Annotated in this window: 24 protein-coding genes; 11 read left to right on the top strand and 13 right to left on the bottom strand. The window is 51.6% G+C overall.

Annotated features, from left to right (window positions below; all coding sequences use genetic code 11):
* Nucleotides 1-61: 61 nt before the first annotated feature.
* From OGX96_RS13825 to panE, 3 genes are read right to left on the bottom strand one after another with little or no spacing between them, the layout of a single operon-like run.
* The gene (locus OGX96_RS13825; protein ID WP_198801657.1) at nt 62-1,144 is read right to left on the bottom strand and encodes a hypothetical protein; all 1,083 of its coding nucleotides are present in this window, start codon (nt 1,142-1,144) and stop codon (nt 62-64) included.
* Between the two features lie 32 nt (nt 1,145-1,176).
* On the bottom strand, nt 1,177-1,767 hold the full coding sequence (gene yajL / locus OGX96_RS13820; protein WP_008783935.1) for a protein deglycase YajL: 591 nt from the start codon (nt 1,765-1,767) through the stop codon (nt 1,177-1,179).
* Entirely contained in the window at nt 1,730-2,641 is a 912-nt protein-coding gene (gene panE / locus OGX96_RS13815) for a 2-dehydropantoate 2-reductase (RefSeq protein WP_060682658.1), read from the bottom strand. The genes yajL and panE overlap by 38 nt, the downstream gene beginning before the upstream one ends.
* 174 nt (nt 2,642-2,815) lie before the next feature.
* Between panE and OGX96_RS13810 the strand changes: the two genes are divergently transcribed.
* On the top strand, nt 2,816-3,307 hold the full coding sequence (locus OGX96_RS13810; protein WP_003831002.1) for a YajQ family cyclic di-GMP-binding protein: 492 nt from the start codon (nt 2,816-2,818) through the stop codon (nt 3,305-3,307).
* 46 nt (nt 3,308-3,353) lie between these two features.
* Here OGX96_RS13810 and OGX96_RS13805 read toward each other — a convergent pair whose 3' ends face one another.
* The 8 genes from OGX96_RS13805 to OGX96_RS13770 all read right to left on the bottom strand — a co-directional run bounded on the left by OGX96_RS13805 (nt 3,354) and on the right by OGX96_RS13770 (nt 12,484).
* The gene (locus OGX96_RS13805) at nt 3,354-4,718 is read right to left on the bottom strand and encodes an MFS transporter (RefSeq protein ID WP_057067573.1); all 1,365 of its coding nucleotides are present in this window, start codon (nt 4,716-4,718) and stop codon (nt 3,354-3,356) included.
* 221 nt (nt 4,719-4,939) lie between these two features.
* Complete coding sequence (gene cyoE / locus OGX96_RS13800) at nt 4,940-5,830, bottom strand: heme o synthase (RefSeq protein WP_003831005.1); 891 nt, start codon at nt 5,828-5,830, stop codon at nt 4,940-4,942.
* 11 nt (nt 5,831-5,841) lie between these two features.
* Complete coding sequence (locus OGX96_RS13795) at nt 5,842-6,171, bottom strand: cytochrome o ubiquinol oxidase subunit IV (RefSeq protein ID WP_003831006.1); 330 nt, start codon at nt 6,169-6,171, stop codon at nt 5,842-5,844.
* A complete protein-coding gene (locus OGX96_RS13790) occupies nt 6,171-6,785 on the bottom strand; it encodes a cytochrome o ubiquinol oxidase subunit III (RefSeq protein ID WP_003831007.1) in 615 nt (204 codons plus the stop codon). The genes OGX96_RS13795 and OGX96_RS13790 overlap by 1 nt, the downstream gene beginning before the upstream one ends.
* A complete protein-coding gene (gene cyoB / locus OGX96_RS13785) occupies nt 6,775-8,766 on the bottom strand; it encodes a cytochrome o ubiquinol oxidase subunit I (RefSeq protein WP_003831008.1) in 1,992 nt (663 codons plus the stop codon). Before cyoB ends, OGX96_RS13790 begins: the two co-directional genes overlap by 11 nt.
* Before the next feature lie 19 nt (nt 8,767-8,785).
* Entirely contained in the window at nt 8,786-9,733 is a 948-nt protein-coding gene (gene cyoA, locus OGX96_RS13780; protein WP_032942534.1) for a cytochrome o ubiquinol oxidase subunit II, read from the bottom strand.
* A gap of 652 nt (nt 9,734-10,385) precedes the next feature.
* Nucleotides 10,386-11,861, bottom strand: a complete 1,476-nt coding sequence (gene ampG / locus OGX96_RS13775) for a muropeptide MFS transporter AmpG (protein WP_286583326.1) — start codon at nt 11,859-11,861, stop codon at nt 10,386-10,388.
* Between the two features lie 44 nt (nt 11,862-11,905).
* Nucleotides 11,906-12,484 carry a lipoprotein gene (locus OGX96_RS13770; RefSeq protein WP_016152050.1) on the bottom strand — a complete coding sequence of 193 codons (579 nt, stop codon included), beginning with the start codon at nt 12,482-12,484 and terminating at the stop codon, nt 11,906-11,908.
* A gap of 306 nt (nt 12,485-12,790) precedes the next feature.
* Between OGX96_RS13770 and bolA the strand changes: the two genes are divergently transcribed.
* From bolA to fadM, 9 genes are all read left to right on the top strand, one after another.
* Nucleotides 12,791-13,108, top strand: coding sequence for a transcriptional regulator BolA (bolA, locus tag OGX96_RS13765; RefSeq protein WP_003021619.1), 318 nt, complete (start codon nt 12,791-12,793; stop codon nt 13,106-13,108).
* A gap of 344 nt (nt 13,109-13,452) precedes the next feature.
* On the top strand, nt 13,453-14,751 hold the full coding sequence (gene tig / locus OGX96_RS13760; protein WP_286583322.1) for a trigger factor: 1,299 nt from the start codon (nt 13,453-13,455) through the stop codon (nt 14,749-14,751).
* Nucleotides 14,752-14,998: 247 nt separating this feature from the next.
* A complete protein-coding gene (gene clpP / locus OGX96_RS13755) occupies nt 14,999-15,622 on the top strand; it encodes an ATP-dependent Clp endopeptidase proteolytic subunit ClpP (protein ID WP_003021624.1) in 624 nt (207 codons plus the stop codon).
* Between the two features lie 126 nt (nt 15,623-15,748).
* Nucleotides 15,749-17,023, top strand: a complete 1,275-nt coding sequence (gene clpX / locus OGX96_RS13750) for an ATP-dependent protease ATP-binding subunit ClpX (RefSeq protein ID WP_003831013.1) — start codon at nt 15,749-15,751, stop codon at nt 17,021-17,023.
* Between the two features lie 184 nt (nt 17,024-17,207).
* A complete protein-coding gene (gene lon, locus OGX96_RS13745; protein ID WP_003831014.1) occupies nt 17,208-19,562 on the top strand; it encodes an endopeptidase La in 2,355 nt (784 codons plus the stop codon).
* 190 nt (nt 19,563-19,752) lie between these two features.
* Nucleotides 19,753-20,043, top strand: coding sequence for a nucleoid-associated protein HU-beta (hupB, locus tag OGX96_RS13740; RefSeq protein ID WP_219352570.1), 291 nt, complete (start codon nt 19,753-19,755; stop codon nt 20,041-20,043).
* 268 nt (nt 20,044-20,311) lie between these two features.
* Nucleotides 20,312-22,186, top strand: a complete 1,875-nt coding sequence (gene ppiD / locus OGX96_RS13735) for a peptidylprolyl isomerase (RefSeq protein WP_198801659.1) — start codon at nt 20,312-20,314, stop codon at nt 22,184-22,186.
* 146 nt (nt 22,187-22,332) lie between these two features.
* The gene (locus OGX96_RS13730; protein ID WP_008783945.1) at nt 22,333-22,707 is read left to right on the top strand and encodes a helix-hairpin-helix domain-containing protein; all 375 of its coding nucleotides are present in this window, start codon (nt 22,333-22,335) and stop codon (nt 22,705-22,707) included.
* Nucleotides 22,708-22,813: 106 nt separating this feature from the next.
* Complete coding sequence (gene fadM, locus OGX96_RS13725; RefSeq protein ID WP_003021636.1) at nt 22,814-23,212, top strand: long-chain acyl-CoA thioesterase FadM; 399 nt, start codon at nt 22,814-22,816, stop codon at nt 23,210-23,212.
* A 105-nt stretch (nt 23,213-23,317) separates the two neighbouring features.
* Here the strand turns inward: fadM and queC are convergent, their stop codons facing one another.
* Together queC and OGX96_RS13715 are read right to left on the bottom strand one after the other, a co-directional pair.
* Entirely contained in the window at nt 23,318-24,013 is a 696-nt protein-coding gene (queC, locus tag OGX96_RS13720; protein ID WP_043015404.1) for a 7-cyano-7-deazaguanine synthase QueC, read from the bottom strand.
* A 65-nt stretch (nt 24,014-24,078) separates the two neighbouring features.
* On the bottom strand, nt 24,079-25,779 hold the full coding sequence (locus OGX96_RS13715) for an SgrR family transcriptional regulator (protein ID WP_234692803.1): 1,701 nt from the start codon (nt 25,777-25,779) through the stop codon (nt 24,079-24,081).
* A 144-nt stretch (nt 25,780-25,923) separates the two neighbouring features.
* On the opposite strand from OGX96_RS13715, the gene cof reads away from it, so the two are divergent.
* Nucleotides 25,924-26,742, top strand: coding sequence for an HMP-PP phosphatase (gene cof, locus OGX96_RS13710; protein ID WP_008783948.1), 819 nt, complete (start codon nt 25,924-25,926; stop codon nt 26,740-26,742).
* The last annotated feature ends 22 nt before the right edge of the window (nt 26,743-26,764 follow it).

The raw sequence follows: 26,764 nt of genomic DNA, 5'->3' as shown, positions 1-26,764 counted from the left end.
GTAAACACCGTGTTGTAGGCCGGATAAGGCGGTTACGCCTCCATCCGGCAATATAACGATATTATTCAAAACGAACGGGAAGCGTCTTCCCGTTCGACTCCCAGACCCCCTGATAGACACCGTCTTTTAATTCCAGCGTTATCTTCTCTTGCGTTTTTTCAGCCGCAGATGTCTTCAGTTCATAATGTTGATTGTCGGCTGTGTCGCATTTGCCGGTCAATTCAATCGGTGCGCCAAATTTTTGGTAAAAGTAAGCCCCTTCAAAAAAATCACCGTATTTGCAGTCCACCTTCAACACAATACGCATGCTTTTTCCCAGCGTGCCGTACATGACTTTGCCGTCAATGCCGGGCGCTGGCGAAACTGGTGTTGTACTCTTTGCGGTAGTCAGATATTGGCCGTACGGTGTGAGTCGATTTTGCAGTTCCGCGGTTGGGATTTTCGTTGTGAAATCACCCAACTCGTCGAGCGCACGGCTGGCGTGGTTGCTACAGCGTCCGTTCAGGAAAGCCAGATGGTCTTTTTGCAGGGAGAATTTGTCGATGTAGTACAAACCGTCGGTGTAGGTTGCGCACGATGCGTAGAATTCGGCATAGTTAAAATCTTCACCTTTCTCTTCTTTTATTTGTTCTGGTGTTTGCGAATTATGCGCCGTAACAAAGGTATCGATTTGGCCGCGGATATCTTTTCTGGTGCGGGTGTTTAATTCGGCGATTGTAGCCCGGGAAAAGAGATCGTTAAGGGTAATTGCCGCACCGCTGGCTAAATCGAAGCTGATCGGCACATTGTACGACTCGCAATACGCCCCGCAACCTTCGATAAACATATTCATGGTCAGGATTTTTGCGTCGCGATACTCAACCGTGTAGTCAAGGTTTGCGGTGGGATTCATGGCTGATTTCGCAAACTTATTTACTGTGGCCTGTGGAGTATTGCCCGGTAGCTGATTGATAAAGCTTGCGAAAATATAATCGTTAATGCGTTTTGCAACTTTGGGGTTATCCGTCGAGGAAAACCATGGCACGCGATACTGCATTTCAGTGCTTCCGGGATAGCGATATTCAATACTCTTTATTTCGAGTTGTGTCGCTGTGGCATAACCGGAAAGGAGCAGTAAAGCCACTCCACTCAGATATCCTTTCATTATGATTCCTTATAAGGGAGTGGCTCGAAGATTTACTCGTAATAGTTATAGATTCCCGCGGCCATCACCAGTTGTGACGCCACCTCGTGAGCTTTTTCGCGACTCACCAGAAGATCAATGATTTTCAAACCGAAATCAATGGAAGTCCCCGGTCCCTGGCTGGTTAACAGGTTGACGCGAGGATCCCATACGACGCGCTTGTCCTGCCACTGGTCAGCGGGAATTTGGTCTTTCAGCGCCGGAAAACCGGTCATGTTACCGATGGGGAAAATATCGTGTGGGACGAGTACGGTGGCGGCCGCGGCGCAAATTGCCGCGACAATGCGCCCGGAACGATGAAACTGTTTCACGGTTTCGATAAGCAGCGGGCTGTCGCGAAAACACTCGGCGCCTTTAATACCGCCCGGTAGCACGATAATGTCGAAATCGCCGTCAGCAACTTCGACTAATGGCGCATCCGCCAGCAGCTTCACTCCGCGTGAGCACACGATCGTCAGGTCGCCATCGCTGGCGACGCTGGCAGTTGTGACCTTAATTCCGCCGCGCACCAGCAGATCGATAGTGGTGACCGCTTCGGTCTCTTCACTACCAGGGGCGAGACATACCAGTGCTTGAGCGCTCATACTCACTTTCCTTTCTCTTTACCATTTCAAACAGTTGGGCGTTTTCCGGGACGGCGATGCCGTGCGCGCGGGCGCGTTTTAACAAATAACCGGTAATGTAGTCGATCTCAGTATGGCGCAGGGCACGAATGTCTTGCAGCATTGATGAGATATTTTCCGCCGTACTGTCAATCACTTGCTCGACATAATAGCGTAAATCGTCCACAGATGTATGGTGGCCTTCGCGTTCAATGACCGCGGCCACTTCCTCGCAGATGAGTGCTATTTTTTCAGGATGATGGCGTAACTCGCCGTTTGGGCAATTCCATAATGCGGTTAGCGGGTTAATGACGCAGTTGACGGCCAGCTTTCGCCACAGCTCGGCGCGAATAGTGTCGTGCCAGGCGACGTCCGGTAGCACCTCTTGCAGGACTTCAGCCAGATAACTGAAATCACCGTCTTGTTCACGTGCCGGACCAATGCGTGTTGTTCCCTGAGCGACATGAATGATGACGTTGCCGTCACGGCGTGCCGCGTGGGTGGTGGTGCCTATCAGCAGAGGTTGCTTAATGTTATGCAGCTCTTCAATTGTCCCCATGCCGTTGTGAATCAGCAGAATGGGAGTAGTTTCAGGCAGAATTGCGGCCAGGCTTTTTACCGCATCAGAAACCTGCCAGGCTTTCAGGGTGACCAGTAGCAGGTCGCTTTTTGCCAAAAAGTCGGGGTCGTTTGCCGTCAGGGATTCATTAAAAACTGACCCATCCGTGTCGATCAGGTTTACGCTGCAATAGGGTTGCGGTACGCGTAGCCACCCTTGCACCTCATGTCCATGTTTGCATAGCGCGGTAAGCCAAAGCTGTCCTAGCGCTCCACATCCCAGTACGGTAATTTTCATTCTTCCTCCTCACCTGCAACAGCACCAGGTGTTAATCCATATCGGCCGTACCCCATTATTGTTCGCAGGTATCAGTACCACGTACAATTAAAGGATACAGCCTAGTATAGCGCTGTCTGTTGGGTAACTTTGCAGGTATTATGCTTCGCATCAAAAATGAAGGGAGAGGAAAAGATGCCATCTTTCGATATTGTCTCTGAAGTTGATCTTCAGGAAGCCCGTAACGCGGTAGATAACGCCAGCCGCGAAGTGGAGTCACGCTTTGATTTTCGTGGCGTTGAAGCGACTTTTGAGCTGAATGAGTCAAATAAGACGATTAAGGTGCTGAGCGAATCTGATTTTCAGGTCAATCAGTTGCTGGATATTCTGCGTGCCAAGCTGCTCAAACGCGGTATTGAAGGCACGTCGCTGGACGTACCAGAAACCTTCGTGCACAGCGGTAAAACCTGGTTTGTTGAAGCTAAGCTGAAACAAGGCATTGAAAGCGCAGTGCAAAAGAAGATCGTTAAGCTGATCAAAGACAGCAAACTGAAGGTGCAGGCGCAGATTCAGGGCGAAGAAATCCGTGTAACCGGCAAGGCGCGTGACGACCTGCAATCCGTTATGGCGCTGGTTCGCGGCGGCGACCTCGGTCAACCGTTCCAGTTCAAGAACTTCCGCGATTAAGTCGTTATGTCAGATGGCGTAAGCCGCCATCTGACAAATCTCATCTTTACGCCTGGCTGATGGCCTGCTCAACCTCAAATCGATTGGTGACTTTGCTGTCGATTTTCACGTAGGCCGAATGTTCTTTCGCGACAATTAACACTTCGCTTATCCCTTCTTTAGCCAGCAGGCGCTGCTTCAGGGTGTCATCCGCAGCAATTTCAGGTGGGATTTCCACCCGCAGGCTGCTGACGTACGGCGGCTCTTTCATTGTACTCGCCACCAATAACCACACTGCCGCCAGAAGCGCACCGGCCAGGAATACGGCCTGACCATCAAACATTTCAACCACCCAACCGCCGAGCGAACCGCCAATCGCCACGCCAAGAAACTGGCTGGTGGAGTAAACGCCCATTGCCGTGCCTTTATAGCCAGCCGGAGACTCTTTACTGATAAGCGAGGGGAGGAGGGCTTCCATCAGGTTGAACGCGAGGAAGAATATCTGCACGCCCGCAATCAACCCCCAGAAACGCACGTTAGCGCTCCACAATACAATCTCTGCAATAAGAATCAGTAACACGCAGGCGAGGAACACGCGTTTCATCTTGCGCTTCACTTCGGCGTAAATGATGAACGGCACCACGGAAACAAAGGACAGCAGCATCGTCACCAGATAAATTTTCCAGTGCTCTGCTGCAGGGAAGCCTGCTTTCGCCAGTTGGCCTGGTAAAGCGACGAAGGTGGACATCAGCAATATGTGCAGACACATGATGCCAAAGTTGAGCTTCAGCAGTTTGGGCTCTGCCAGCACTTTGCTGAAGCTGCCTTTTACCATGCCCGACTCGCGGTTCAGCACGTGGGTAGTGCTATTGGGAACGACCCAAATGGTCAGCACGATACCCGTGGTAGCAAGGGCTGCAATCATCCAGAACAGCGCGTGTAGCCCCAGCGCATGGGTAACGATTGGTCCCAGCACCATCGCAATGGCGAAGGTGATACCAAAGCTGACGCCGATAAACGCCATCGCTTTGGTACGGTTTTGCTCACGGGTTAAGTCGGAAAGCAGCGCCATTACGGCAGCAGCAATCGCGCCAGAGCCTTGTAAAGCCCGACCAAGAATAATGCCCCAGATTGAATCGGAGAGAGCAGCAATTATGCTGCCGAGAACGAATACCGCCAGCCCGCCGACGATAAGTGGCTTACGACCAATGCGGTCAGAGAGCAGGCCAAAGGGGATTTGGAAAACGGCTTGCGCCAGACCATATATGCCGATGGCAAGGCCTATCAGCGCTTCGCTGGCACCCTGTAGCGCCATACCGTACGTGGTCAGAACCGGCAGGACCATAAACATGCCAAGCATGCGCAACGAGAATACGGTCCCTAAACCCCAGGTGGCGCGCAACTCACCGGGCGTCATTTTGTAATCGTTCATTCCCACCTCTGTATTAATTTCGCGCCTAGTGTAAAGCGCTAAGCAGGCTGGGTAAATATGCGCTTTATTAACAAATGTTGGGGTTGTGAGGGGCGTCGGCTGGAGACGAAAATGCCGGATAGCGATCTGAACGTAACTTATCCGGCCTACAAGCTATGTGCTTTTTTGTAGGCCGGATAAGGCGTCAGCCGCCATCCGGCATAGAAGGTGTGACGATTAACTTACCAGACGTAAGTCAGCAGGTTCTGCGAGTTTGGCACCATAAAGTCGACGGACATCATCACGGAAAGCGCGGTAATGGCAATGATGGAGAAACCGAACAGCTTGCGCGCCCAGACTCTGTCATCTTCCACTTTATAACCGCGCAGCGCCATGCCCAACCACCAGACGCTCACCGCCGCGGCAACAATCAGGTATTTATAACCTGCATAGCCGCCCAGGGTTAGCATCAGCGTGGCGATAGCAAACGCCACGATGTACAGCGTGATATGGTTCTTCGCGACCGAAATACCTTTCACCACCGGCAGTACCGGGATGTTGGCAGCCTGATAATCCTTGAAGCGGAAAATCGCAATCGCGTAAGAGTGCGGCATCTGCCACAGGCTGAAAATAGCCAGCAGAATCAGCGCACCGCTATCGAACTCACCGGTTACGGCACAGTAGCCAATCACCGGCGGCGCAGCGCCGGAGAGTGAGCCAATCAGCGTGCCATAAACGGAATGACGCTTCATGTACAGGCTATAAACGCCCACATAGACCACGAAGCCCATTACCCCCAGCCAGCAGGCCAGAGGGTTCGCGCCAAACCACAGTAGCATAAAGCCAGCAATACCCAGCAGGGTGGCGTATACCAGCGAGACCGCAGGGGAAATCAGACCTTTAACCAGCACGCGGTTTTTGGTCCTCTCCATCTTCCTGTCGATATCCCTGTCGATGTAGTTGTTGAATACACAACCCGACGCCACAACCAGTGACACCCCAACCAGCGTGTAGATAAACAGGGGATAATCAATGCTGCCTTTCGAGGCCAGCAGGAATCCCCCAATCACCGAGATCAGGTTGCCAAAGATGATGCCTGGTTTCGTTACTTGCAGGTATTGCTTAAACATCATAATCGCCGCTCTTAGTGCATCATCATGTTGTAGTTAAGGTTCCACATAATCCAGATGGAGCCCACAACCAGGATGGCGATGATTAGCACAGTAAAGACAAAGGCCGTCATGTTCCAACCTTCATCAGATTTGCTATTCATGTGCAGGAAGCACACCAGGTGCACCAGAATCTGTACCACTGCCATTGCCAGAATAGTTCCCAGAATGACGGCCGGTGAGGCAGAACCTGTCATCACCATCCAAAACGGAATGACCGTCAGGATGATCGACAGGATAAAACCTGTCATGTAGGTTTTTACGCTGCCATGGGATGCGCCGCCGCTCTCGTTAGAATGACTCATTACATCGCCCCCATCAGATAAACAACAGTGAACACACAGATCCACACCACATCCAGGAAGTGCCAGAACAGGCTCAGGCACATGATGCGGGTACGGTTAGTACTGGTCAGGCCGCGACGAGCAACTTGCACCATCAGCACCGCCATCCAGATAAGACCGGAGGTGACGTGCAGACCGTGAGTACCGACCAGCGCGAAGAACGCAGACAGGAAGCCGCTGCGATCCGGGCCCATACCGTTAACAATCAGGTGATGGAATTCATAGAGTTCCATCCCGATGAATCCGGCACCGAACAAGAAGGTCAACGCCAGCCAGGAGATAACCTGGCTCTTGTTGTTCTTGTACATGGCAATCGCTGCCATGCCGTAAGTAATGGAGCTGAATAACAGCAGGAATGTTTCAACCAGAACGAACGGCAGTTCAAAAATGTCCTTACCTGTCGGGCCACCTGCGGTGCCGTTCACCAGAACGGCATAGGTTGCAAACAGAATAGAGAACAGAATGCAGTCGCTCATCAGGTAGACCCAGAATCCGAAGATCTTGGTCTGGCCTGCATCGTGGTGCCCGTGTTCGTGCGCGTGGGCAGTCGCGTGCGTTAAAGTATCAGTTGCCATTTTTCAGCCCTGCCTTAGTAATCTCATCGAAATGCTGGTTTTCCAGTTTTTCGACTTCCGGGACCGGCACGTAGTAATCCACGTCTTCATCAAAGCTTTTCACAATCCAGCTGATGATCATGCCTGCGAAGCTTGCAATCGCCAGCCACCAGATATGCCAGATCATGGCGAAACCAAACAGTGTTGCGAAGGCGGTAATGACGATACCGGCACCGCTGTTCTTCGGCATATGAATTTCTTCATAGTGCGCAGGCTGCTTGTACGCTTCACCTTTTTCTTTCATTTCCCAGAAGGCATCACGCTCGTGAACGTGCGGCACAACGGCAAAGTTATAGAACGGAGGCGGGGAAGAGGTTGCCCACTCCAGCGTACGACCACCCCATGGGTCACCGGTCAGGTCACGATTCTGCTCGCGGTCGCGAATAGAAACGAAGATCTGAATCAGCTGGCACAGGATACCCAGTGCAATCAGCGCGGCGCCGCAGGCGGCAACGACCAGCATCGGATGGAACTGTGGATCAATCTGCTGGCTGAGGCGACGGGTCATACCCATGAAGCCCAGCACGTACAGTGGCATAAATGCTACGAAGAAGCCGATGATCCAGAACCAGAATGCGCGTTTACCCCAGGTTTCGTTCAGCGTGAAGCCAAACGCTTTTGGCCACCAGTAGGTCATACCAGCGAAACATCCAAATACGACGCCGCCGATGATAACGTTATGGAAGTGCGCAATCAGGAACAGACTGTTGTGCAGAACGAAGTCCGCACCCGGCACCGCCAGCAGTACACCGGTCATGCCGCCGACTGAGAAGGTGACGATAAAGCCAATCGTCCACAGCATTGCTGAGTGGAATACGATACGGCCCTGATACATGGTGAACAGCCAGTTGAAGATCTTCACCCCGGTCGGGATGGCGATAATCATGGTGGTGATACCGAAGAAGGCGTTTACGTTAGCGCCTGCACCCATGGTGAAGAAGTGGTGCAGCCAAACAACGAACGACAGAACGGTGATACACACGGTTGCCCACACCAGCGAGGTGTAACCAAACAGACGTTTACGTGAGAAGGTTGCCGCGATTTCGGAGAACACACCGAAGACTGGCAGAACCAGAATGTACACTTCCGGATGGCCCCAGGCCCAAATCAGGTTGATGTACATCATCATGTTGCCGCCCATATCGTTGGTAAAGAAATGGGTGCCCAGATAGCGATCCAGGGTCAGCAACGCGACGGTAACCGTCAGGATTGGGAAAGAAGCGATAATCAGGATGTTCGCGCACAGAGATGCCCAGCTAAACACCGGCATCTTGAACATGGTCATTCCTGGTGCACGCATCTTAATGATGGTCACAAAGAAGTTGATACCGGTTAGGGTTGTACCAATACCGGACAACTGGACTGCCCATATCCAATAATCGACCCCGACGCTTGGACTGTACTCTATTCCCGAAAGTGGCGGATACGCCAGCCAACCGGTCTGCGCGAATTCACCCACGCCCAGAGAAAGGTTAACCAGGATTACGCCGACAACGGTGAACCAGAAGCTCAGGTTGTTCAGGAACGGGAATGCAACGTCACGTGCGCCGATCTGCAGCGGAACCACCAGGTTCATCAGACCGATAACAAATGGCATTGCCACGAAGAAGATCATAATCACGCCGTGAGCCGTGAAGATCTGGTCGTAGTGGTGAGGAGGCAGGAAGCCTGCTTCACCTGCAGAAGCCAGCGCTTGCTGACTACGCATCATGATGGCGTCGGCAAAGCCACGAATCAACATGACGATTGCGACGATGACATACATGATGCCAAGGCGTTTGTGGTCAACAGAAGTCAGCCACTCTTTCCACAGGTAGGTCCACTTACCGAAGTAAGTGATAAGGCCCAGTAAGGCCGCACCACCGATGATAATGGCAGCAATCGTAACCATGACAATAGGTTCATGGAACGGAACTGCATCCAGCGTCAATTTTCCGAACATCGTATTCTTCCTCGGCCCCTTAGTGAGCGGATTCCGCGTGGCTCATGTCCATGCCTTCCATGCCTTCGTGTGCGCTGTGCTCACCTTCGGGTTGGGTCATGTCCATGCTCTTACCGTGAGCCATAAATTTGTTAATAACATCTTTAAACAAATCCGGTTTCACGTTGGAGAAGTATTCCACCTGGTTGTATTCGCTTGGCGCAGCCACTTTCTCGAACGCTGCCATGTCGCTCATGGTGTTCGTGGACTGTTTAGCTTTAGCAACCCATTGGTCGAATTCGGCGCGGTCCTTTGTTGCGATAGCCTTGAACTTCATACCGGAGAAGCCTGGTCCGCTATAACTTGCGGAGATACCATCATAAGTACCGACTTCGTTGGCGATCAGATGCAGTCGAGTCTGCATACCGGCCATGGCATAAATCTGGCTACCCAGACGCGGGATAAAGAAGGAGTTCATCACGGAGTTGGAAGTCACTTTGAATTCAACCGGAGTATTCGCCGGGAAGGCGATTTCATTCACGGTAGCGATACCCTGTTCCGGATAGATGAAGAACCATTTCCAGTCCATGGAAACCACTTCGATGGTAATGGGCTTCTCGTCATGCGCCAGCGGTTTGCTTGGCTCAAGAGCGTGAGTGGTTTTCCAGGTCAGAACGGCAAGGAAAATGATGATTAAGATCGGCACCGTCCAGACCACAGCTTCCACTTTATTGGAGTGTGACCAGTTCGGGCTGTACTTCGCATCTTTATTGCTTGCACGATACTTCCAGGCAAAACCAACAGCCATCAAGATGGCGGGAATAACGACAATCAACATCAGGCCAAATGCCGTCAGTATCAATGACCGTTGTTCCAGTCCAATCTGTCCTTTAGGGTCAAGCAGCGCAGAATTACAGCCACTGAGTAATGCAGTGCCTGCAATTAATGACAACCATCCCAAACTTTTATTGTATTTCCTGAGTCTCATTTAACGACCTCAATTCCACGGGACCGGGTGGCGTTTAAAGTGTGAGGGCATTTTACGGGAAGGTTACATTACTGTAAACATCTCTAGATCTGTGTTACTGGGTTCTGCCGTGCATGTCACATATGTTGCAATATATGTCGCTTTGGCTTTAAGAACCTGTTGCAACATCACGTTATAACGAAAGCGGGCAGGTGGGGGGCGTACTGAGGGCAATTGGTATAACCAATACGAAAATAAAACAATTGCTTAACAATTGATTATCAATAAACGGACAATTGAGGAACAAAAAATAAATCTTTCTTGGCTGAATCGAGTAAGGAAAATAGTATATATAAAAGGCGTCAATAATTTCCAAATTCTTTGGCGCACAAAATAACAAATATTATTTTTAGCAGTTGTTGCTTATTTCGCCGTTATAATTACGTAGGGTGATTACAACGACCAAATATGCTCGTCATACTTCAAGCTACAGGTGTGTTGGCTTTCCTCGCTCACCCCAGTCACTTACTTATGTAAGCTCCTGGGGATTTGCTGCGTCGCCGCGTGATTCGGCCTCTCGGCCTCTCCCCTACGGGGCCAGCGCAAGCGCTGTTCAAAACGCTCACGCCTTTTGTCCCGTAACTCGAATTATTTAGAGCATAAATATGCAACATCATGCCAGACTGGTTTTGCGCAATGCCAGATAATCAAGCAATCCACCAAAAACGACCCCGCAGACAGCGACCACCACTGAGACTTCAAGCAGTTCCGGCAGGAAGGAGAAGTTGGTGTAATCCAGCGCGTTCATGGTTAACAGCAGCAGCCAAACCAGCAGCAGGCAGCAGCCCGCAACTAGCGTCATTAATGCCAGACTGTATGCTCCACGAAATTCCGTGCGCGGAATGAAGCTTTCATTTTGCCAGCTATGTTCCAGGGTCTGGCGACATACCAGCAGCAGTATCAGGCCGGGGATCGCGGCAAATACGGAGAACAGATAAAACGTCGGCCAGCCGTGTGCTTCGACAAACCAACCCGCTACCGGGCCAACGTAAACGCGACCAACGGCTGAAAGCGCGGAGAGCAGGGCGAACTGGGTCGCTGAGAAGGACTTATTGCACAGCGTCATTAATAAAGCGACAAATGCCGCCGTGCCCATTCCGCCGCACAGGTTTTCAAAGAAGACGGCCGCCGCCATGCTGAACATGTGTTTGTCAGTGATGGACAGTAGCCAGTAGCCCGCATTCGACGCCCCTTGCAAGATGCCGAAAATAAGCAATGCGCGGAACAGAGAGAGGCGCTGCATCAGGATCCCACCGTACAGCGCGCCAACAATGGTCGCCAGTAGCCCCAGCGTCTTATTCACCACGCCAACTTCACCCGCATCAAACCCAACGCCGCGGATTAAAAAGGTGGTGGTCAGGCTCATGGCGAAAGCATCCCCGAGCTTATACAACACAATAAGCAGCAGGATCAGCCATGCGTTGTTACGACCAAAGAAGTCTCGCAGCGGAGCCGCAACTGCCTGTTCCAGCGTTTTAGGCACCGGAATGGTGTCAGTTGGTTCAGGTGCTAACAGAGTGGCGATGATACAGGGAATCAACAGTGCAGCCATCAGCCAGTACATCCCTTGCCAGCCCAGCCAGCGATCGGCCATCCACAAGGCCAATCCGCCTGAAACCAGCATCCCTAATCGATAGCCCAGCACGCTGATAGCCGCGCCGGTACCGCGGTCTTCTGCGGGCAATACGTCGGTTTTCCAGGCATCAAAGACGATATCCTGCGATGCCGAGCAAAAAGCGATCACTACTGCGAGTGCGGCCATCCAGCGTAACTGTGTGCCAGGCTCCAGAAAGCCCATCGCAGCGATAGAAATTAACAACAGCACCTGGGTCGCCAGCAGCCAGCCGCGACGTCGACCTAAAAACGGTGGCGTGTAACGGTCCATCAACGGGGACCAGAGAAATTTAAATACGTAGGCCTGACCGACCAGGGAAAAGAAACCGATGGTTTTAAGATCGATATTCTCGACTGTCATCCACGCCTGAAGCGTACCGGAGGTGAGTGCGAGCGGTAAACCGGAGGCGAACCCCAGAATGAGCAGGATAGCTGAACGTGGTTGCTGAAAAATACGTAAGTATTGACTGGACATGGGCTTCTATAGGCCCGACGAACGCCGGGCCATATGGGCAGAAATTAACGAGCGTTCTGCTTGATGAAATCGTGAACGCTGGTGTCCTGAGACATATCAGCGATGGTGTCGGTCAGCACGCTGTTAACGGCATCAGCGATATTTTTGTTAGAGGCTTGCAGTGCACCTTCAACAGAATAGCTTGCGCGGTAGTTTTTGGTCATCTTGTTGCCGTTGGCGGCGGTCGCAATGATGGCGATGTCTGCTTTGGTGGCGATGTTATAGCGCACGCTACCCTGAGACACGTCAGCATACAGCTGGCTAACAATGATTTGCAGGTTGACTGCACCGTTCGGTCCAATCATATAACCGCGTGCGGTCATCTGTTTTTCCAGTACTTCTTGCAGCAGGAAACGCAGGTCGCGGGATGCGGTCAGGGTCACCAACTGGTTGTCGCGGGTGACTTTTGCCAGCGCTTGATCCTGGCGCTGGTCGGCTCCGTTGATGCTAACGGTCACACCCATCAGGCTTGGGTCCTGCTGCGGCAGGGTAATTTTCGGGGAGACTTCAATAGTGGTCGGCGGTGTTGCGCACCCAGCTAACATAAACAGCGCGACAAACGGGACGAGGATTTTTTTAAACATGCCAGGGCTCTCAGCGAATCTAAATTGTATGGTTAGAGAAAATTCCCGCCATCATAACATCGCCAACGATGAGGGGAAGTGGGTAACGCATGTAAATTCATTGTGTTGTCCGTTTTATGACTTTGTGGAGACTATAAACGGACTTTTTGCAATAAATTGGAGTGAGGAATCAGTGAACTTCATCCGTTTGAATGAGAAAATCAGACAAGCGCTAATTTTTTGTTGCTAAGGTGTAATGAAAACGGTAAAAGCGGCTAGTATTTAAAGGGATGGGTGACATCTCAGCGTTGTCGGAGGAAAAATTTCATGATGATTCGTGAGCAAATAGAAGAAAAATTAAGGGCAGCGTTCGAACCCGTGTTCCTCGAAGTTGTGGATGAAAGCTATCGTCACAATGTCCCGGCTGGTTCTGAAAGCCACTTTAAGGTTGTACTGGTTAGCGATCGCTTTACAGGTGAACGTTTTCTTAATCGTCATCGGATGATTTACAGCACGTTAACGGCGGAGCTTTCCACAACCGTTCATGCGCTTGCCCTGCATACCTACACTATTAAGGAGTGGGAAGCGTTGCAGGATACGATTTTTGCATCGCCTCCGTGTCGTGGGGCGGGAAGCATCGCGTAAAAACGGATTTGCAACAACCGACGCTTTTCCAGTATGTTGCTACAGATTATGTGAAAACGGCCTGCGGGCCGTTTTGTTTTGTCTGAATTCTGGGGCAGTCGTACAGTATTCAGACAAAAATTAGCCGGGAATTGTGAAAAAAGCCGCAGCAACGCGCGATAACCGTTCTCGACTCATAAAAGTGATGCCGCTATAATGCGCGTCTTATTTTTCGGAATGTCTTCGGGATGATTCTGACGACAGGGAATGTGATTGCTTATGAGAACATCCCAGTTCCGCGAAGCCAACAACCTGTGCTTGCGGAGAAGAGTTGACCGAGCACTGTGATTTTTTGAGGTAACAAGATGCAAGTTTCAGTTGAAACCACTCAAGGCCTTGGCCGCCGTGTAACGATTACTATCGCTGCTGACAGCATCGAGACCGCTGTGAAAAGCGAGCTGGTCAACGTAGCGAAGAAAGTGCGTATTGACGGTTTCCGCAAAGGAAAAGTACCGATGAATGTTGTTGCTCAGCGTTATGGCGCGTCTGTTCGCCAGGACGTTCTGGGTGACCTGATGAGCCGCAACTTCGTTGACGCGATCATCAAAGAAAAAATCAATCCGGCTGGCGCACCGAGCTACGTTCCGGGCGAATACAAACTGGGTGAAGATTTTACTTACGCGGTAGAGTTTGAAGTTTACCCGGAAGTTGAGCTGACTGGCCTGGAAGCAATCGAAGTTGAAAAACCGGTTGTTGAAGTTACCGACGCTGACGTTGACGTAATGCTGGACACCCTGCGCAAGCAGCAGGCTACCTGGAAAGACAAAGACGGCGCTGCTGATGCAGAAGACCGTGTAACCATCGACTTCACCGGTTCTGTAGACGGCGAAGAGTTCGAAGGCGGCAAAGCGTCTGACTTCGTACTGGCGATGGGCCAGGGTCGTATGATCCCGGGCTTTGAAGAAGGCGTTAAAGGCCACAAAGCTGGCGAAGAGTTCACTATCGACGTGACCTTCCCGGAAGAATACCACGCTGAAAACCTGAAAGGTAAAGCTGCGAAGTTCGTTATCAACCTGAAGAAAGTTGAAGAACGCGAACTGCCGGAACTGACTGAAGAATTCATCAAACGTTTCGGCGTTGAAGATGGTTCCGTAGCAGGTCTGCGCGCTGAAGTCCGTAAAAACATGGAACGCGAGCTGAAAGGCGCTGTGCGTAACCGCGTTAAGTCTCAGGCGATCGAAGGTCTGGTAAAAGCTAACGACATCGACGTTCCGGCTGCTCTGATCGACAGCGAAATCGACGTTCTGCGTCGTCAGGCTGCACAACGTTTCGGCGGCAACGAGAAACAAGCTCTGGAACTGCCGCGTGAACTGTTCGAAGAACAGGCTAAGCGTCGCGTAGTTGTTGGTCTGCTGCTGGGCGAAGTGATTCGTACCAACGAACTGAAAGCTGACGAAGATCGCGTTAAAGGCCTGATCGAAGAGATGGCTTCTGCTTACGAAGATCCGAAAGAAGTTGTTGAGTTCTACAGCAAAAACAAAGAGCTGATGGACAACATGCGTAACGTCGCTCTGGAAGAGCAGGCTGTTGAAGCTGTTCTGGCGAAAGCGAAAGTGACTGAAAAAGCCACTTCCTTCAACGAACTGATGAACCAGCAGGCGTAATTCGTCGCTTTTTTAGCTCGAATTTCGTACGCAAGCCCGTCACCTTTTGGTGGCGGGTTTTTTTTTGTCACGCATTTTGCATGGGAAGAGTGCGAAAACAGCGTTTCAGTGTTAGCGTTACAACAAAAGATTGTTATGCTTGAATTATGGCGATGTCGTACCCATTACTGAGGGACTAGCTGATAATCCGTCCATAAGGTTACAATCAGCACAGCAGGTTTTTTCAAATTTTATCCAGGAGACGGAAATGTCATACAGCGGCGAACGAGATAACTTTGCACCCCATATGGCGCTGGTGCCGATGGTCATTGAACAGACCTCACGTGGTGAGCGCTCTTTTGATATCTATTCTCGTCTACTTAAGGAACGCGTCATTTTTCTGACCGGCCAGGTCGAAGACCATATGGCTAACCTGATCGTGGCGCAGATGCTGTTCCTGGAAGCAGAAAACCCAGAAAAAGATATCTACCTGTACATCAACTCCCCTGGTGGAGTGATCACTGCCGGGATGTCTATCTATGACACCATGCAGTTTATTAAGCCGGACGTCAGCACCATTTGTATGGGCCAGGCGGCCTCAATGGGTGCGTTCCTGCTGACCGCCGGGGCGAAAGGCAAACGTTTTTGCCTGCCTAACTCTCGCGTCATGATCCACCAGCCTCTGGGCGGTTACCAGGGCCAGGCAACGGATATTGAAATTCATGCCCGTGAAATCCTGAAGGTAAAAGGGCGCATGAACGAACTTATGGCGCATCATACGGGTCAATCTCTTGAGCAGATTGAACGTGATACCGAGCGCGATCGCTTCCTCTCCGCTTCTGAAGCGGTAGAGTACGGTCTGGTCGACTCGATTTTGACCCATCGTAATTAATGCCCAGTGCGCAGGTGTGCCGCTATAATTACCTGGAGCGGCACAACGCTGACTAGCGTCTTGCGCCTGAGAATGGCATTTGCGTCGTCGTGTGCGGCACAAAGAACAAAGAAGAGGTTTTGACCCATGACAGATAAACGCAAAGATGGCTCGGGCAAATTGTTGTACTGCTCTTTTTGCGGCAAAAGCCAGCATGAAGTGCGTAAGCTGATTGCCGGTCCATCCGTGTATATCTGCGACGAATGTGTTGATTTATGCAACGACATCATTCGCGAAGAGATTAAGGAAGTAGCACCGCACCGTGAACGCAGTGCGCTGCCGACGCCACATGAAATTCGTAACCACCTGGACGATTACGTTATCGGTCAGGAGCAGGCGAAGAAAGTGCTGGCGGTCGCGGTATACAACCATTACAAACGTCTGCGCAACGGCGACACCAGCAATGGCGTCGAGTTGGGCAAAAGTAACATCCTGCTGATTGGCCCGACGGGTTCCGGTAAAACGCTGCTGGCTGAAACGCTGGCGCGCCTGCTGGACGTTCCGTTCACCATGGCTGATGCCACCACGCTGACCGAAGCCGGTTATGTGGGTGAAGATGTTGAAAATATTATTCAGAAGCTGTTGCAGAAGTGCGATTACGACGTGCAGAAAGCACAGCGTGGGATCGTCTATATCGATGAGATCGACAAGATTTCTCGTAAGTCTGATAACCCATCTATTACCCGTGACGTTTCCGGCGAAGGCGTACAGCAGGCGCTGTTGAAACTGATCGAAGGGACGGTTGCTGCCGTTCCGCCACAGGGTGGTCGTAAACATCCTCAGCAGGAATTCCTGCAGGTTGATACCTCCAAGATCCTGTTTATCTGCGGTGGTGCATTTGCCGGTCTGGATAAAGTCATTGCTAACCGTGTTGAAACCGGCTCCGGCATTGGTTTTGGCGCAACGGTAAAAGCACAGTCTGATAAAGCCAGCGAAGGTGAACTGCTGTCGCAGGTTGAACCGGAAGATCTGATCAAATTTGGTCTGATCCCTGAGTTCATCGGTCGTCTGCCGGTTGTGGCAACGCTGAGCGAGCTGAGCGAAGAAGCATTGATCCAGATCCTCAAAGAGCCGAAAAATGCCCTGACCAAGCAGTACCAGGCGCTGTTCAATCTTGAAGGTGTCGATCTGGAATTCCGTGAGGAAGCGCTGGATGCGATCGCTAAGAAAGCGATGGCGCGTAAAACCGGTGCTCGTGGTCTGCGTTCTATCGTCGAAGCCGCGCTGCTCGACACCATGTACGATCTGCCTTCTATGGAAGACGTCGAAAAAGTGGTGATCGATGAGTCGGTGATTGGCGGTCAGAGCAAGCCATTGCTGATTTACGGTAAGCCGGAAGCGCAGCAGGCATCTGGCGAATAATTCATCAATTCATACAGACATTTAATTAAAAAGGGGGGATTTTATCTCCCCTTTTATTTTTCCGTAAACATGGCGTTGAATGTGTGGGAAACATCCCCATATACTGACATACATGTTAAAGGTGGTGTGAAGCACAGTCGTACCATCTGATTACCTGGCGGAAACTAAACTAAGAGAGAGCTCTATGAATCCTGAGCGTTCTGAACGCATTGAAATCCCCGTATTGCCGTTGCGCGATGTGGTGGTTTATCCGCACATGGTCATACCCTTATTTGTAGGGCGGGAAAAATCTATCCGTTGTCTGGAAGCGGCTATGGACCATGATAAAAAAATCATGCTGGTCGCACAGAAAGAAGCGTCAACGGATGAGCCGGGTGTAAACGATCTTTTCACCGTCGGGACCGTGGCCTCTATTTTGCAGATGCTGAAACTGCCTGACGGCACCGTAAAAGTGCTGGTCGAGGGGTTACAGCGTGCGCGTATTTCTGCGCTGTCTGACAACGGCGAGCATTTCTCTGCGAAAGCAGAGTACCTTGACTCGCCTGCTATTGATGAGCGCGAACAGGAAGTGCTGGTGCGTACCGCTATCAGCCAGTTCGAAGGCTATATCAAGCTGAACAAGAAAATCCCACCAGAAGTGCTGACGTCGCTGAACAGTATTGACGATCCTGCACGTCTGGCGGATACCATCGCTGCACACATGCCGCTGAAGCTGGCTGACAAGCAGTCCGTGCTGGAGATGTCCGACGTTAACGAACGTCTGGAATATCTGATGGCGATGATGGAGTCTGAAATCGATCTGCTGCAGGTTGAGAAACGCATTCGCAACCGTGTGAAAAAGCAGATGGAAAAATCTCAGCGCGAGTACTATCTGAACGAGCAGATGAAAGCTATTCAGAAAGAACTCGGTGAGATGGACGATGCACCGGACGAAAACGAAGCGTTGAAGCGTAAAATCGACGCGGCGAAAATGCCGAAAGAGGCAAAAGAGAAAGCGGAAGCAGAACTGCAGAAGCTGAAAATGATGTCTCCTATGTCGGCGGAAGCGACCGTGGTGCGTGGCTACATCGACTGGATGGTACAGGTGCCGTGGAATGCGCGTAGCAAGGTCAAAAAAGACCTACGTCAGGCGCAGGAAATCCTCGATACCGACCATTATGGTCTGGAGCGCGTCAAAGACCGTATCCTTGAGTATCTCGCGGTTCAAAGCCGTGTAAATAAAATCAAGGGGCCGATCCTGTGTCTGGTTGGACCGCCGGGGGTAGGTAAAACCTCTCTGGGGCAGTCCATCGCTAAGGCAACTGGGCGTAAATACATCCGTATGGCGCTGGGCGGCGTACGTGATGAAGCCGAAATTCGTGGTCACCGCCGGACCTATATCGGTTCTATGCCGGGTAAACTGATCCAGAAAATGGCCAAAGTGGGCGTTAAAAACCCGCTGTTCCTGCTTGATGAGATCGACAAAATGTCTTCCGACATGCGTGGCGATCCGGCTTCCGCACTGCTTGAAGTGCTGGATCCAGAGCAGAACGTGGCGTTCAGCGATCACTACCTGGAAGTGGACTACGATCTCAGCGACGTGATGTTTGTTGCGACCTCTAACTCCATGAATATTCCAGCACCGTTGCTGGATCGTATGGAAGTGATCCGTCTGTCCGGTTATACCGAAGACGAAAAGCTGAACATTGCCAAACGTCACCTGTTGCCGAAACAGATTGAGCGTAATGCGCTGAAAAAAGGTGAGCTGACGGTCGACGATAGCGCCATTGTGGGCATTATTCGTTACTACACCCGTGAAGCAGGCGTGCGTAGTCTGGAACGTGAAATCTCTAAACTGTGCCGTAAAGCGGTGAAACAGCTGCTGCTGGATAAGTCGCTGAAACATATTGAGATCAATGGCGACAACCTGCACGACTATCTGGGTGTACAGCGCTTTGACTATGGCCGCGCGGACAACGAAAACCGCGTTGGTCAGGTGACGGGTCTGGCGTGGACGGAAGTTGGCGGCGATCTGCTGACTATCGAAACCGCCTGCGTACCGGGTAAAGGTAAGTTGACCTACACCGGTTCTCTGGGTGAAGTCATGCAGGAGTCGATTCAGGCTGCGCTGACCGTGGTGCGCGCGCGTGCGGAAAAACTGGGTATTAACCCGGACTTTTACGAAAAACGCGACATCCACGTTCACGTACCTGAAGGGGCTACGCCGAAAGACGGTCCAAGTGCGGGTATTGCTATGTGTACTGCGCTGGTTTCTTGTCTTACCGGTAACCCAGTTCGCGCCGACGTGGCGATGACGGGTGAGATCACCCTGCGTGGTCAGGTTCTGCCTATCGGTGGTTTGAAAGAAAAACTGCTGGCGGCACACCGTGGCGGCATTAAGACGGTCTTAATTCCCGATGAGAACAAACGTGACCTGGAAGAGATTCCGGACAACGTAATTGCCGATCTTAATATTCACCCGGTGAAACGTATTGAGGAAGTTCTGACTCTTGCGTTGCAAAATGAACCCTCTGGAATGCAGGTTGTGACGGCAAAATAGTGACCTCGCGCAAAGAGCATTAATAAAAACAGGGCTGGCAGGCCATTTCGGGCTTGCCAGCCTTTTTTTGTATAGCTAATTTAGATAACGGATTGGGCTTGCCATCATTAACGGGTGTTGTAAGGGCATGGCAGGCCTGATATAACTGCTGCGCGGTCGCACTTTGAAGGATTCAGGTGCGATATAAATTATAAAGAGGAAGAGAAGAGTGAATAAATCTCAACTGATCGACAAAATTGCTGCAGGGGCTGATATCTCTAAAGCTGCGGCTGGACGTGCGTTAGATGCAATTATTGCTTCTGTTACCGAATCTCTGAAAGAAGGTGATGACGTAGCGCTGGTAGGTTTTGGTACTTTTGCCGTTAAAGAGCGTGCTGCCCGTACTGGTCGCAACCCGCAAACAGGTAAAGAGATCACCATCGCCGCGGCTAAAGTACCGGGCTTCCGTGCAGGTAAAGCACTGAAAGACGCGGTAAACTAAGTGATTTCCCCTTTGGGGATGTGACGAAGTACAAGGGCGCATCGACTGATGTGCCTTTTTTATTTGTAATTCCGGTACTTTCTACGCGTTGTGGGCTGACAATTGCCCCTGTTTCTTGTCACAATAGACCTTTGTGCGCAGCGTTCAGGAAACGCTATGCTGCGTGAAGCATATATACTCAAAATCCTTGTTGCCGTTGTTGTCATCAACGCGGGGGCAGCAGAGAGGATAACGCGTATAGTCATCTACAGCGGAGTGTGGTTACACCATGATGGACAGCTTACGCACGGCTGCTAACAGTCTCGTGCTCAAGATTATTTTCGGTATCATTATCGTGTCGTTCATTTTGACCGGCGTGAGTGGTTACCTGATTGGCGGAGGCAATAACTTCGCCGCCAAAGTGAATGGCCAGGAGATCAGCCGCGGGCAGTTCGAGAATGCGTTCAACAGCGAACGTAACCGCATGCAGCAACAGCTGGGCGATCAATACTCCGAGCTGGCCGCGAACGAAGGTTATATGAAAACGCTGCGTCAGCAGGTGCTGAATCGTCTTGTTGACGAAGCACTGCTGGATCAGTATTCCCGCGAGCTTAAGCTCAACATCAGCGACGATCAGGTTAAACAGGCCATTTTCGCCACGCCTGCGTTCCAGGTGGACGGCAAGTTTGATAACAACCGCTACAACGCGATTGTCAATCAAATGGGAATGACTGCAGACCAGTATGCTCAGGCATTACGTAATCAGCTTACGACACAGCAGCTGATTAACGGTGTTGCCGGTACGGACTTCATGCTGAAAGGTGAAACGGACGAACTGGCGGCGCTGGTCGCACAGCAGCGTATCGTGCGCGAGGCGACGATTGACGTTAACGCACTGGCCGCGAAGCAGTCTGTTACCGAGCAGGAAGTTGCCAGCTACTACGAGCAGAATAAAAACAACTTTATGACGCCGGAACAGTTCCGCGTGAGCTACATCAAGCTGGACGCTGCTGCAATGCAGGAGACGGCCAGCGATGCTGATATTCAGTCTTACTATGACCAGCATCAGGATCAGTTCACTCAGCCGCAGCGTAACCGCTACAGCATCATTCAGACCAAAACGGAAGATGAAGCCAAAGCGGTACTGGACGAGCTGAACAAAGGCGGTGATTTTGCTGCGCTGGCGAAAGAAAAATCTGCCGATATCATCTCTGCCCGTAAAGGCGGCGATATGGGATGGCTGGAAGATTCCACCACCCCGGATGAGCTGAAAAATGCTGGTCTGAAAGAAAAAGGCCAACTGTCTGGCGTAATTAAGTCTTCCGTTGGTTTCCTCGTTGCGCGTCTTGACGACGTACAGCCTGCGCAAGTTAAACCGCTGAGCGAAGCCCGTGACGAGATTGCGGCAAAAGTGAAGCAGGAAAAAGCGCTGGATGCGTACTATGCGCTGCAGCAGAAAGTCAGCGACGCGGCCAGCAATGATAACGAATCTCTGGCGGGTGCAGAGCAGGCTGCGGGTATGAAAGCGGTTGAAACGGGCTGGTTTAGCCGTGACAGCCTGCCGGAAGAACTGAATTTCAAACCAGTCGCTGACATCATTTTCAATGGTGGTCTGGTTGGTGAGAACGGTACGCCTGGCAGTAACTCCGATATCATCACCGTGGACGGCGATCGTGCGTTCGTGCTGCGTATTGCAGAGCACAAAGCCGAAGCCGTGAAGCCACTGGCTGAAGTGAAAGAGCAGGTAACTGCGCTCGTTAAGCACAATAAAGCAGAGCAGCAGGCGAAGCTTGATGCCGATAAACTGCTGGCGGATCTGAAAGCCGGTAAAGGCGATGAAGCGATGAAAGCGGCGGGTCTGAGCTTTGGCGAGGCGAAAACGCTGAGCCGTACGGGTCAGGATCCGCTGAGCCAGGCTGCCTTTGGTCTGAGCCTGCCGGCGAAAGACAAACCGAGCTACGGCGTCGCGAACGACATGCAGGGTAACGTTGTTCTGTTGGCGTTGGACGAGGTGAAAGCCGGTTCTATGCCTGAAGCGCAGAAGAAAGCGATGGTTCAGGGGATCACTCAGAACAACGCGCAGATTGTCTTTGAAGCGCTGATGAGCAACCTGCGTAAAGCTGCAAAAATTAAAGTCGGTGATGCGCTGGAACAGCAGCAATAACCGAGGCAGTTCGCAAAAAATTGCAAAAAGTTGTATCTACCAAAGGCCGCTTTCGCGGCCTTTTCCATTTCTGATATTTGCCGTTTGTCTGCCGTTCTGCACCTCGCTATCGTGATTCCACTGTTAACAAACAAGGAGAAAACAGTATGAAACATGGAATCAAAGCTCTGCTTATCACTCTTTCATTGACCTGCGCTGGTATGGCCCAAACCGCATTGGCGGCTGAGCCTGTCGCCAAAAGCCAGGCGACTCAAACCAAAGCGGAAAACCCAGGGGCGGCACAAAGCAAAGCCACACAGCCCGCTAAAGCAAGCGACGATGAGGGCACCAGGGTAAGCATCAACAACGCTTCTGCGGAGGATTTAGCGCGAGTTATGAATGGCGTGGGTCTAAAGAAAGCGCAGGCGATTGTGAGCTATCGTGAGGAGTACGGGCCGTTTAAAACGGTGGACGATTTAAAGCAGGTGCCGGGCATGGGCAGTTCACTGGTTGAGCGTAACCTGGCAGTTTTAACACTTTAATAACTTGCAGAGCGCTGAAAGTTTGCCAGACTGTAGAGGTCATACCAGTTATGACCTCTTTACCCAAAAATCTGTTCCTATAAAAACAACGTAAGGCTCCTGCGCTATGCAAACACAAATCAAAGTTCGTGGTTTTCATCTTGATGTCTATCAGCACGTTAACAATGCCCGCTATCTGGAGTTTCTGGAAGAAGCCCGCTGGGATGGTCTGGAAAACAGCGACAGCTTTCAGTGGATGACAGCACACAACATCGCTTTTGTGGTCGTGAATATTAATATCAACTACCGACGACCTGCGGTGCTGAGCGACCTGCTGACTATCACCAGTCAGGTTCAACAGTTAAATGGCAAAAGTGGTGTGTTAAATCAGACCATTACTCTGGAGCCGGAAGGGCAGGTGGTGGCAGACGCGCTGATTACGTTCGTCTGTATTGATTTGAAAACGCAAAAAGCGTTGCCGCTGGAAGGGGAGTTGCGCGAAAAACTGGAGCAGATGGTGCAGTAGTGGCTGCGACTGCCGGAAGGCGACGCTCAAGCGTCTTATCCGGCCTACAAGAGTTGCTGCAACTGCATGTAGGCCGGATAAGCAAAGCGCCATCCGGCAATACAATCACTTTAACCCGGTTTTCTGCTTCATTGCCGCCATCACTGCCGATTTATCCGCCAGATAATGGTTCAGGCCGTTGGCACGCAGATTACACGCCGCACAGTGACCGCAACCGTCACCTTTGATGCCGTTATAGCAGGTCAGCGTTTCTTCGCGTACCAGGTCCAGCTTGCCCCAATAATCGGCCAGTGCCCAGGTTTCGGCTTTATCGATCCACATCAGTGGGGTTTCAAAGCGAATATCTTTCGCCATCCCCAGGCTTACAGCATGGTTCAGGGCTTTAACGAACTCATCGCGACAGTCCGGATAGCCGGAGAAATCGGTCTCACAAACGCCGGTAATGACCGCCTCTGCCTGCACCTGGTACGCGTAAATTGCTGCCAGCGTTAAGAACAGAATATTGCGTCCTGGCACAAAGGTATTGGGGATGCCGTTCGCATCCGGTTCGTAATCGGGTACCGGAATGTTATCGCGGGTCAGGCTGCTGACAGCCAGTTCACTGAGCAATGTGACATCAAGCACTTTGTGCGCGCGCGCGCCAAGTTTTAAGGCCAGGTCACGTGCGACATCAATCTCAGCGCGATGGCGCTGACCATAATCAAAGGTCACGCAGTGCACTTCATCATACTGATGCAGCGCTTGCGCCAGACAAGTCGTGGAGTCCTGACCTCCACTGAATACAACAACGGCACGTTTCATGGCTTTTCCTGACAAAATAACGAAGCCCTTATGGTAGCGCCTGGGCGTGCCGTCGACCAGCTTCTTCACGCGGAAGGAGGTGGCAGCCAGGCTTCGGTAAACTCGAACCAGCCACGAGGATTCAGGCGTACGCCGTTCACGCCCGGTGGCGCGCTGATGCGATAGTGATAATTGAACAGTGGCGTCAGGGTAGCGTCATGCATTAGCGTGGCGAAAACTTGTTGTAAAGCCGCGTGGCGATCGTCCTCATCGGCCTGGATTTGTAGGGCATCCAGGGTCGTTTGCAAATGTGTGTATGCTGGCGCATTCAATACATGTGACCAGAGCTGATCGCAGCGCAACCACTGTTCGAGAGTATATTCAGGTGCCTCACCAATCAGCCTGTCGCCCATCATCAGGTCGGCCTGGGCTAAGGGATGATCGCCATCCCAGTTTTTAGCATTATGAAAAATAAGCGTTAATTCACAGCCGAGCAACGCCAACGCCTGGCGAAGCTGTTCAGCCATAGCGTGAAGTTCTACCGGCAGGTGATAAGCCAGCGTCAGCTTTTCCGGTAATGCTACCTCGTCGAGTTCATCCCATTGCGGGATAGTCCATCCGGGGAGCAGTGCATTGCTTGGCGTGATCAGATTTTCATCCACTTCAAGCGTTTGTAGCAGGGAAGAACGGTGGATGATATTGATCAGTCTACGGGCCTGCTGCGTATTCAGGCGCGCACTTTTTCTGAGCGTGAGATAGCAAAAACCAAGACTGATCCCGCTGCTTACCTGGCTTAGCATAGGCAACTCTTCGGGTTTACCAATCGCAATTTGCACCGGATGGCGACAGCTGGTGCCCAAATCCTGGGAGAAGAGCTGCGGGGTTATCCAGTATTCAATGGCTTTTAGCAGCGGATGACTCAGATGGTAGTGATCGTGGCTCTCGATACGCACCAGCTCAGGAGTAAACAGCGTCAGCCGGAACGGGCCGGTACCCACAAACGGGTGCTCAGGATGCGCCAGGTGACTGCTGTAGCTTGCCAGACGGTGCGCCATCCAGTAGTCGGGACGATGCAGAATAAAGGTCAGACACTGGGGATGCGTCACCTCAATGCGCTTTACGCTGATAAACAGCTTATTCAGCGCGGGGAGTTCTAACAGCTTCAGCAACTGCTGATGTAGCTGTGTGCTGCTGACCGCATCGCCGTTATGCCAGTACAGGGTGGAACGAATATAGAAATCCCAGCGCAGGCCGTCAGCGGAGATATTCCAGTGGTGGGCTAAGTCTCCACAGGGACGTTGCGTAGTGCTGTCAAACCGGGTCAGGCCAGAGAAAACTTGTCCAGCGAGGTGTTGCTCTGCGCGACCGGGGAGAAACCCGGGGTGCAAGGGGTCGAGCGGGCGGTAATAGGGTATACGCAGGGTTGGCGTGTCGTTTTGCCACTGACCGCCCATAAACGGTTGTAACAGTGTTCTTAATTCACCCGGCGCCAGCTGAGCCAGTTCCAGTACGCTAAGCTGCTCTCCCTTTTGCAGCGCCTGTTCCATCATGGTGTTGCGCAGTGAATCTGGCGTCACTAAAAACCGCAGCTGCCCGCGTTTCCCGCGCCCCGACTGAGCATGCCACTCCAGCCAGCCTGCATCCTGCGCTTGCTTTAGCAGGGTACGCACATGGCGTTCGCTACAAAAACAGCGTTCGGCCAGTTCCCCGACGGTCACCGACTGCGGTTCGCCGTTCGAGGGCAGCCACAGGCGTTGGTACTGGTTCAGGCGATTAAGCAGACGCATTGATACTTTTTCCTTCAGGATGTTCGTTAACGGTTTATGCGTAGAGAAACCCGGAACAATTCATTTTATCTATTCACTATTACTTCCGTATATCTCAGGTGATACTGGATCACAAGTTAACCGCGTCACAGTGTGGAGAAAGAAATGGCTCGTCTGGCTGCATTTGATATGGATGGCACCCTTTTGATGCCGAATCACCATTTAGGTGACGAAACGCTTTCAACGCTGTCGCGCCTGCGTGAACGCGATATTACTCTGACATTTGCCACCGGTCGCCATGTGCTTGAGATGCGCCATATTTTAGGCTCGATCTCGCTGGACGCCTTTTTGATCACGGGTAACGGCACGCGCATTCACTCTGTTGAGGGCGATGTGTTACACCGTCAGGATCTGGATCCGAATGTCGCGGATATTGTGTTGCATCAGAAGTGGGACACTACCGCCAGCATGCATGTCTTTAATGACAATGGCTGGTTCACCGGACAAGAGATCCCCTCGCTGCTGCAGGCGCATGTGTATAGCGGATTTCGCTACCAGATCGTCGATGTGAAACGTATTCCGGCGCATCAGGTTACGAAAGTCTGTTTCTGTGGCGATCATGACTCTCTTATCCAATTGCGCATTCAACTGAATGAAGCGCTGGGTGAACAGGCGAATCTCTGTTTTTCCGCGTTTGATTGCCTTGAGGTGCTGCCGCTGGGCTGTAATAAAGGATCGGCATTGGCGGTGTTGAGCGACCATTTAGGTTATTCAATGGCCGAGTGTATGGCGTTTGGCGATGCCATGAACGATCGCGAAATGTTAGGCAGCGTTGGGCGCGGCCTGATTATGGGTAACGCGATGCCGCAACTGATTGCTGAACTGCCTCATTTATCGGTGATTGGGCATTGCCGTAATCAGGCAGTGTCACACTTTTTGACGCATTGGCTGGACAATCCACATCTACCTTATTCCCCCGAATGAGAGATCCCTTCCAGCAAGCCAG

The sequence above is a fragment of the Citrobacter sp. Cpo100 genome (assembly GCF_030332595.1).
Classification (GTDB): Bacteria; Pseudomonadota; Gammaproteobacteria; order Enterobacterales; family Enterobacteriaceae; genus Citrobacter; species Citrobacter portucalensis.
The sequence above is the reverse complement of the archived record's forward strand: the minus strand, read 5'-3'. Positions and strand labels throughout refer to the sequence as shown.

Bases quoted from the DNA above. Each gene is read 5' to 3' on its own strand.
- OGX96_RS13825 (WP_198801657.1), bottom strand. From the start codon at position 1,144: ATGAAAGGATATCTGAGTGGAGTGGCTTTACTGCTCCTTTCCGGTTAT.
- yajL (WP_008783935.1), bottom strand. From the start codon at position 1,767: ATGAGCGCTCAAGCACTGGTATGTCTCGCCCCTGGTAGTGAAGAGACC.
- panE (WP_060682658.1), bottom strand. From the start codon at position 2,641: ATGAAAATTACCGTACTGGGATGTGGAGCGCTAGGACAGCTTTGGCTT.
- OGX96_RS13810 (WP_003831002.1), top strand. From the start codon at position 2,816: ATGCCATCTTTCGATATTGTCTCTGAAGTTGATCTTCAGGAAGCCCGT.
- OGX96_RS13805 (WP_057067573.1), bottom strand. From the start codon at position 4,718: ATGAACGATTACAAAATGACGCCCGGTGAGTTGCGCGCCACCTGGGGT.
- cyoE (WP_003831005.1), bottom strand. From the start codon at position 5,830: ATGATGTTTAAGCAATACCTGCAAGTAACGAAACCAGGCATCATCTTT.
- OGX96_RS13795 (WP_003831006.1), bottom strand. From the start codon at position 6,171: ATGAGTCATTCTAACGAGAGCGGCGGCGCATCCCATGGCAGCGTAAAA.
- OGX96_RS13790 (WP_003831007.1), bottom strand. From the start codon at position 6,785: ATGGCAACTGATACTTTAACGCACGCGACTGCCCACGCGCACGAACAC.
- cyoB (WP_003831008.1), bottom strand. From the start codon at position 8,766: ATGTTCGGAAAATTGACGCTGGATGCAGTTCCGTTCCATGAACCTATT.
- cyoA (WP_032942534.1), bottom strand. From the start codon at position 9,733: ATGAGACTCAGGAAATACAATAAAAGTTTGGGATGGTTGTCATTAATT.
- ampG (WP_286583326.1), bottom strand. From the start codon at position 11,861: ATGTCCAGTCAATACTTACGTATTTTTCAGCAACCACGTTCAGCTATC.
- OGX96_RS13770 (WP_016152050.1), bottom strand. From the start codon at position 12,484: ATGTTTAAAAAAATCCTCGTCCCGTTTGTCGCGCTGTTTATGTTAGCT.
- bolA (WP_003021619.1), top strand. From the start codon at position 12,791: ATGATGATTCGTGAGCAAATAGAAGAAAAATTAAGGGCAGCGTTCGAA.
- tig (WP_286583322.1), top strand. From the start codon at position 13,453: ATGCAAGTTTCAGTTGAAACCACTCAAGGCCTTGGCCGCCGTGTAACG.
- clpP (WP_003021624.1), top strand. From the start codon at position 14,999: ATGTCATACAGCGGCGAACGAGATAACTTTGCACCCCATATGGCGCTG.
- clpX (WP_003831013.1), top strand. From the start codon at position 15,749: ATGACAGATAAACGCAAAGATGGCTCGGGCAAATTGTTGTACTGCTCT.
- lon (WP_003831014.1), top strand. From the start codon at position 17,208: ATGAATCCTGAGCGTTCTGAACGCATTGAAATCCCCGTATTGCCGTTG.
- ppiD (WP_198801659.1), top strand. From the start codon at position 20,312: ATGATGGACAGCTTACGCACGGCTGCTAACAGTCTCGTGCTCAAGATT.
- OGX96_RS13730 (WP_008783945.1), top strand. From the start codon at position 22,333: ATGAAACATGGAATCAAAGCTCTGCTTATCACTCTTTCATTGACCTGC.
- fadM (WP_003021636.1), top strand. From the start codon at position 22,814: ATGCAAACACAAATCAAAGTTCGTGGTTTTCATCTTGATGTCTATCAG.
- queC (WP_043015404.1), bottom strand. From the start codon at position 24,013: ATGAAACGTGCCGTTGTTGTATTCAGTGGAGGTCAGGACTCCACGACT.
- OGX96_RS13715 (WP_234692803.1), bottom strand. From the start codon at position 25,779: ATGCGTCTGCTTAATCGCCTGAACCAGTACCAACGCCTGTGGCTGCCC.
- cof (WP_008783948.1), top strand. From the start codon at position 25,924: ATGGCTCGTCTGGCTGCATTTGATATGGATGGCACCCTTTTGATGCCG.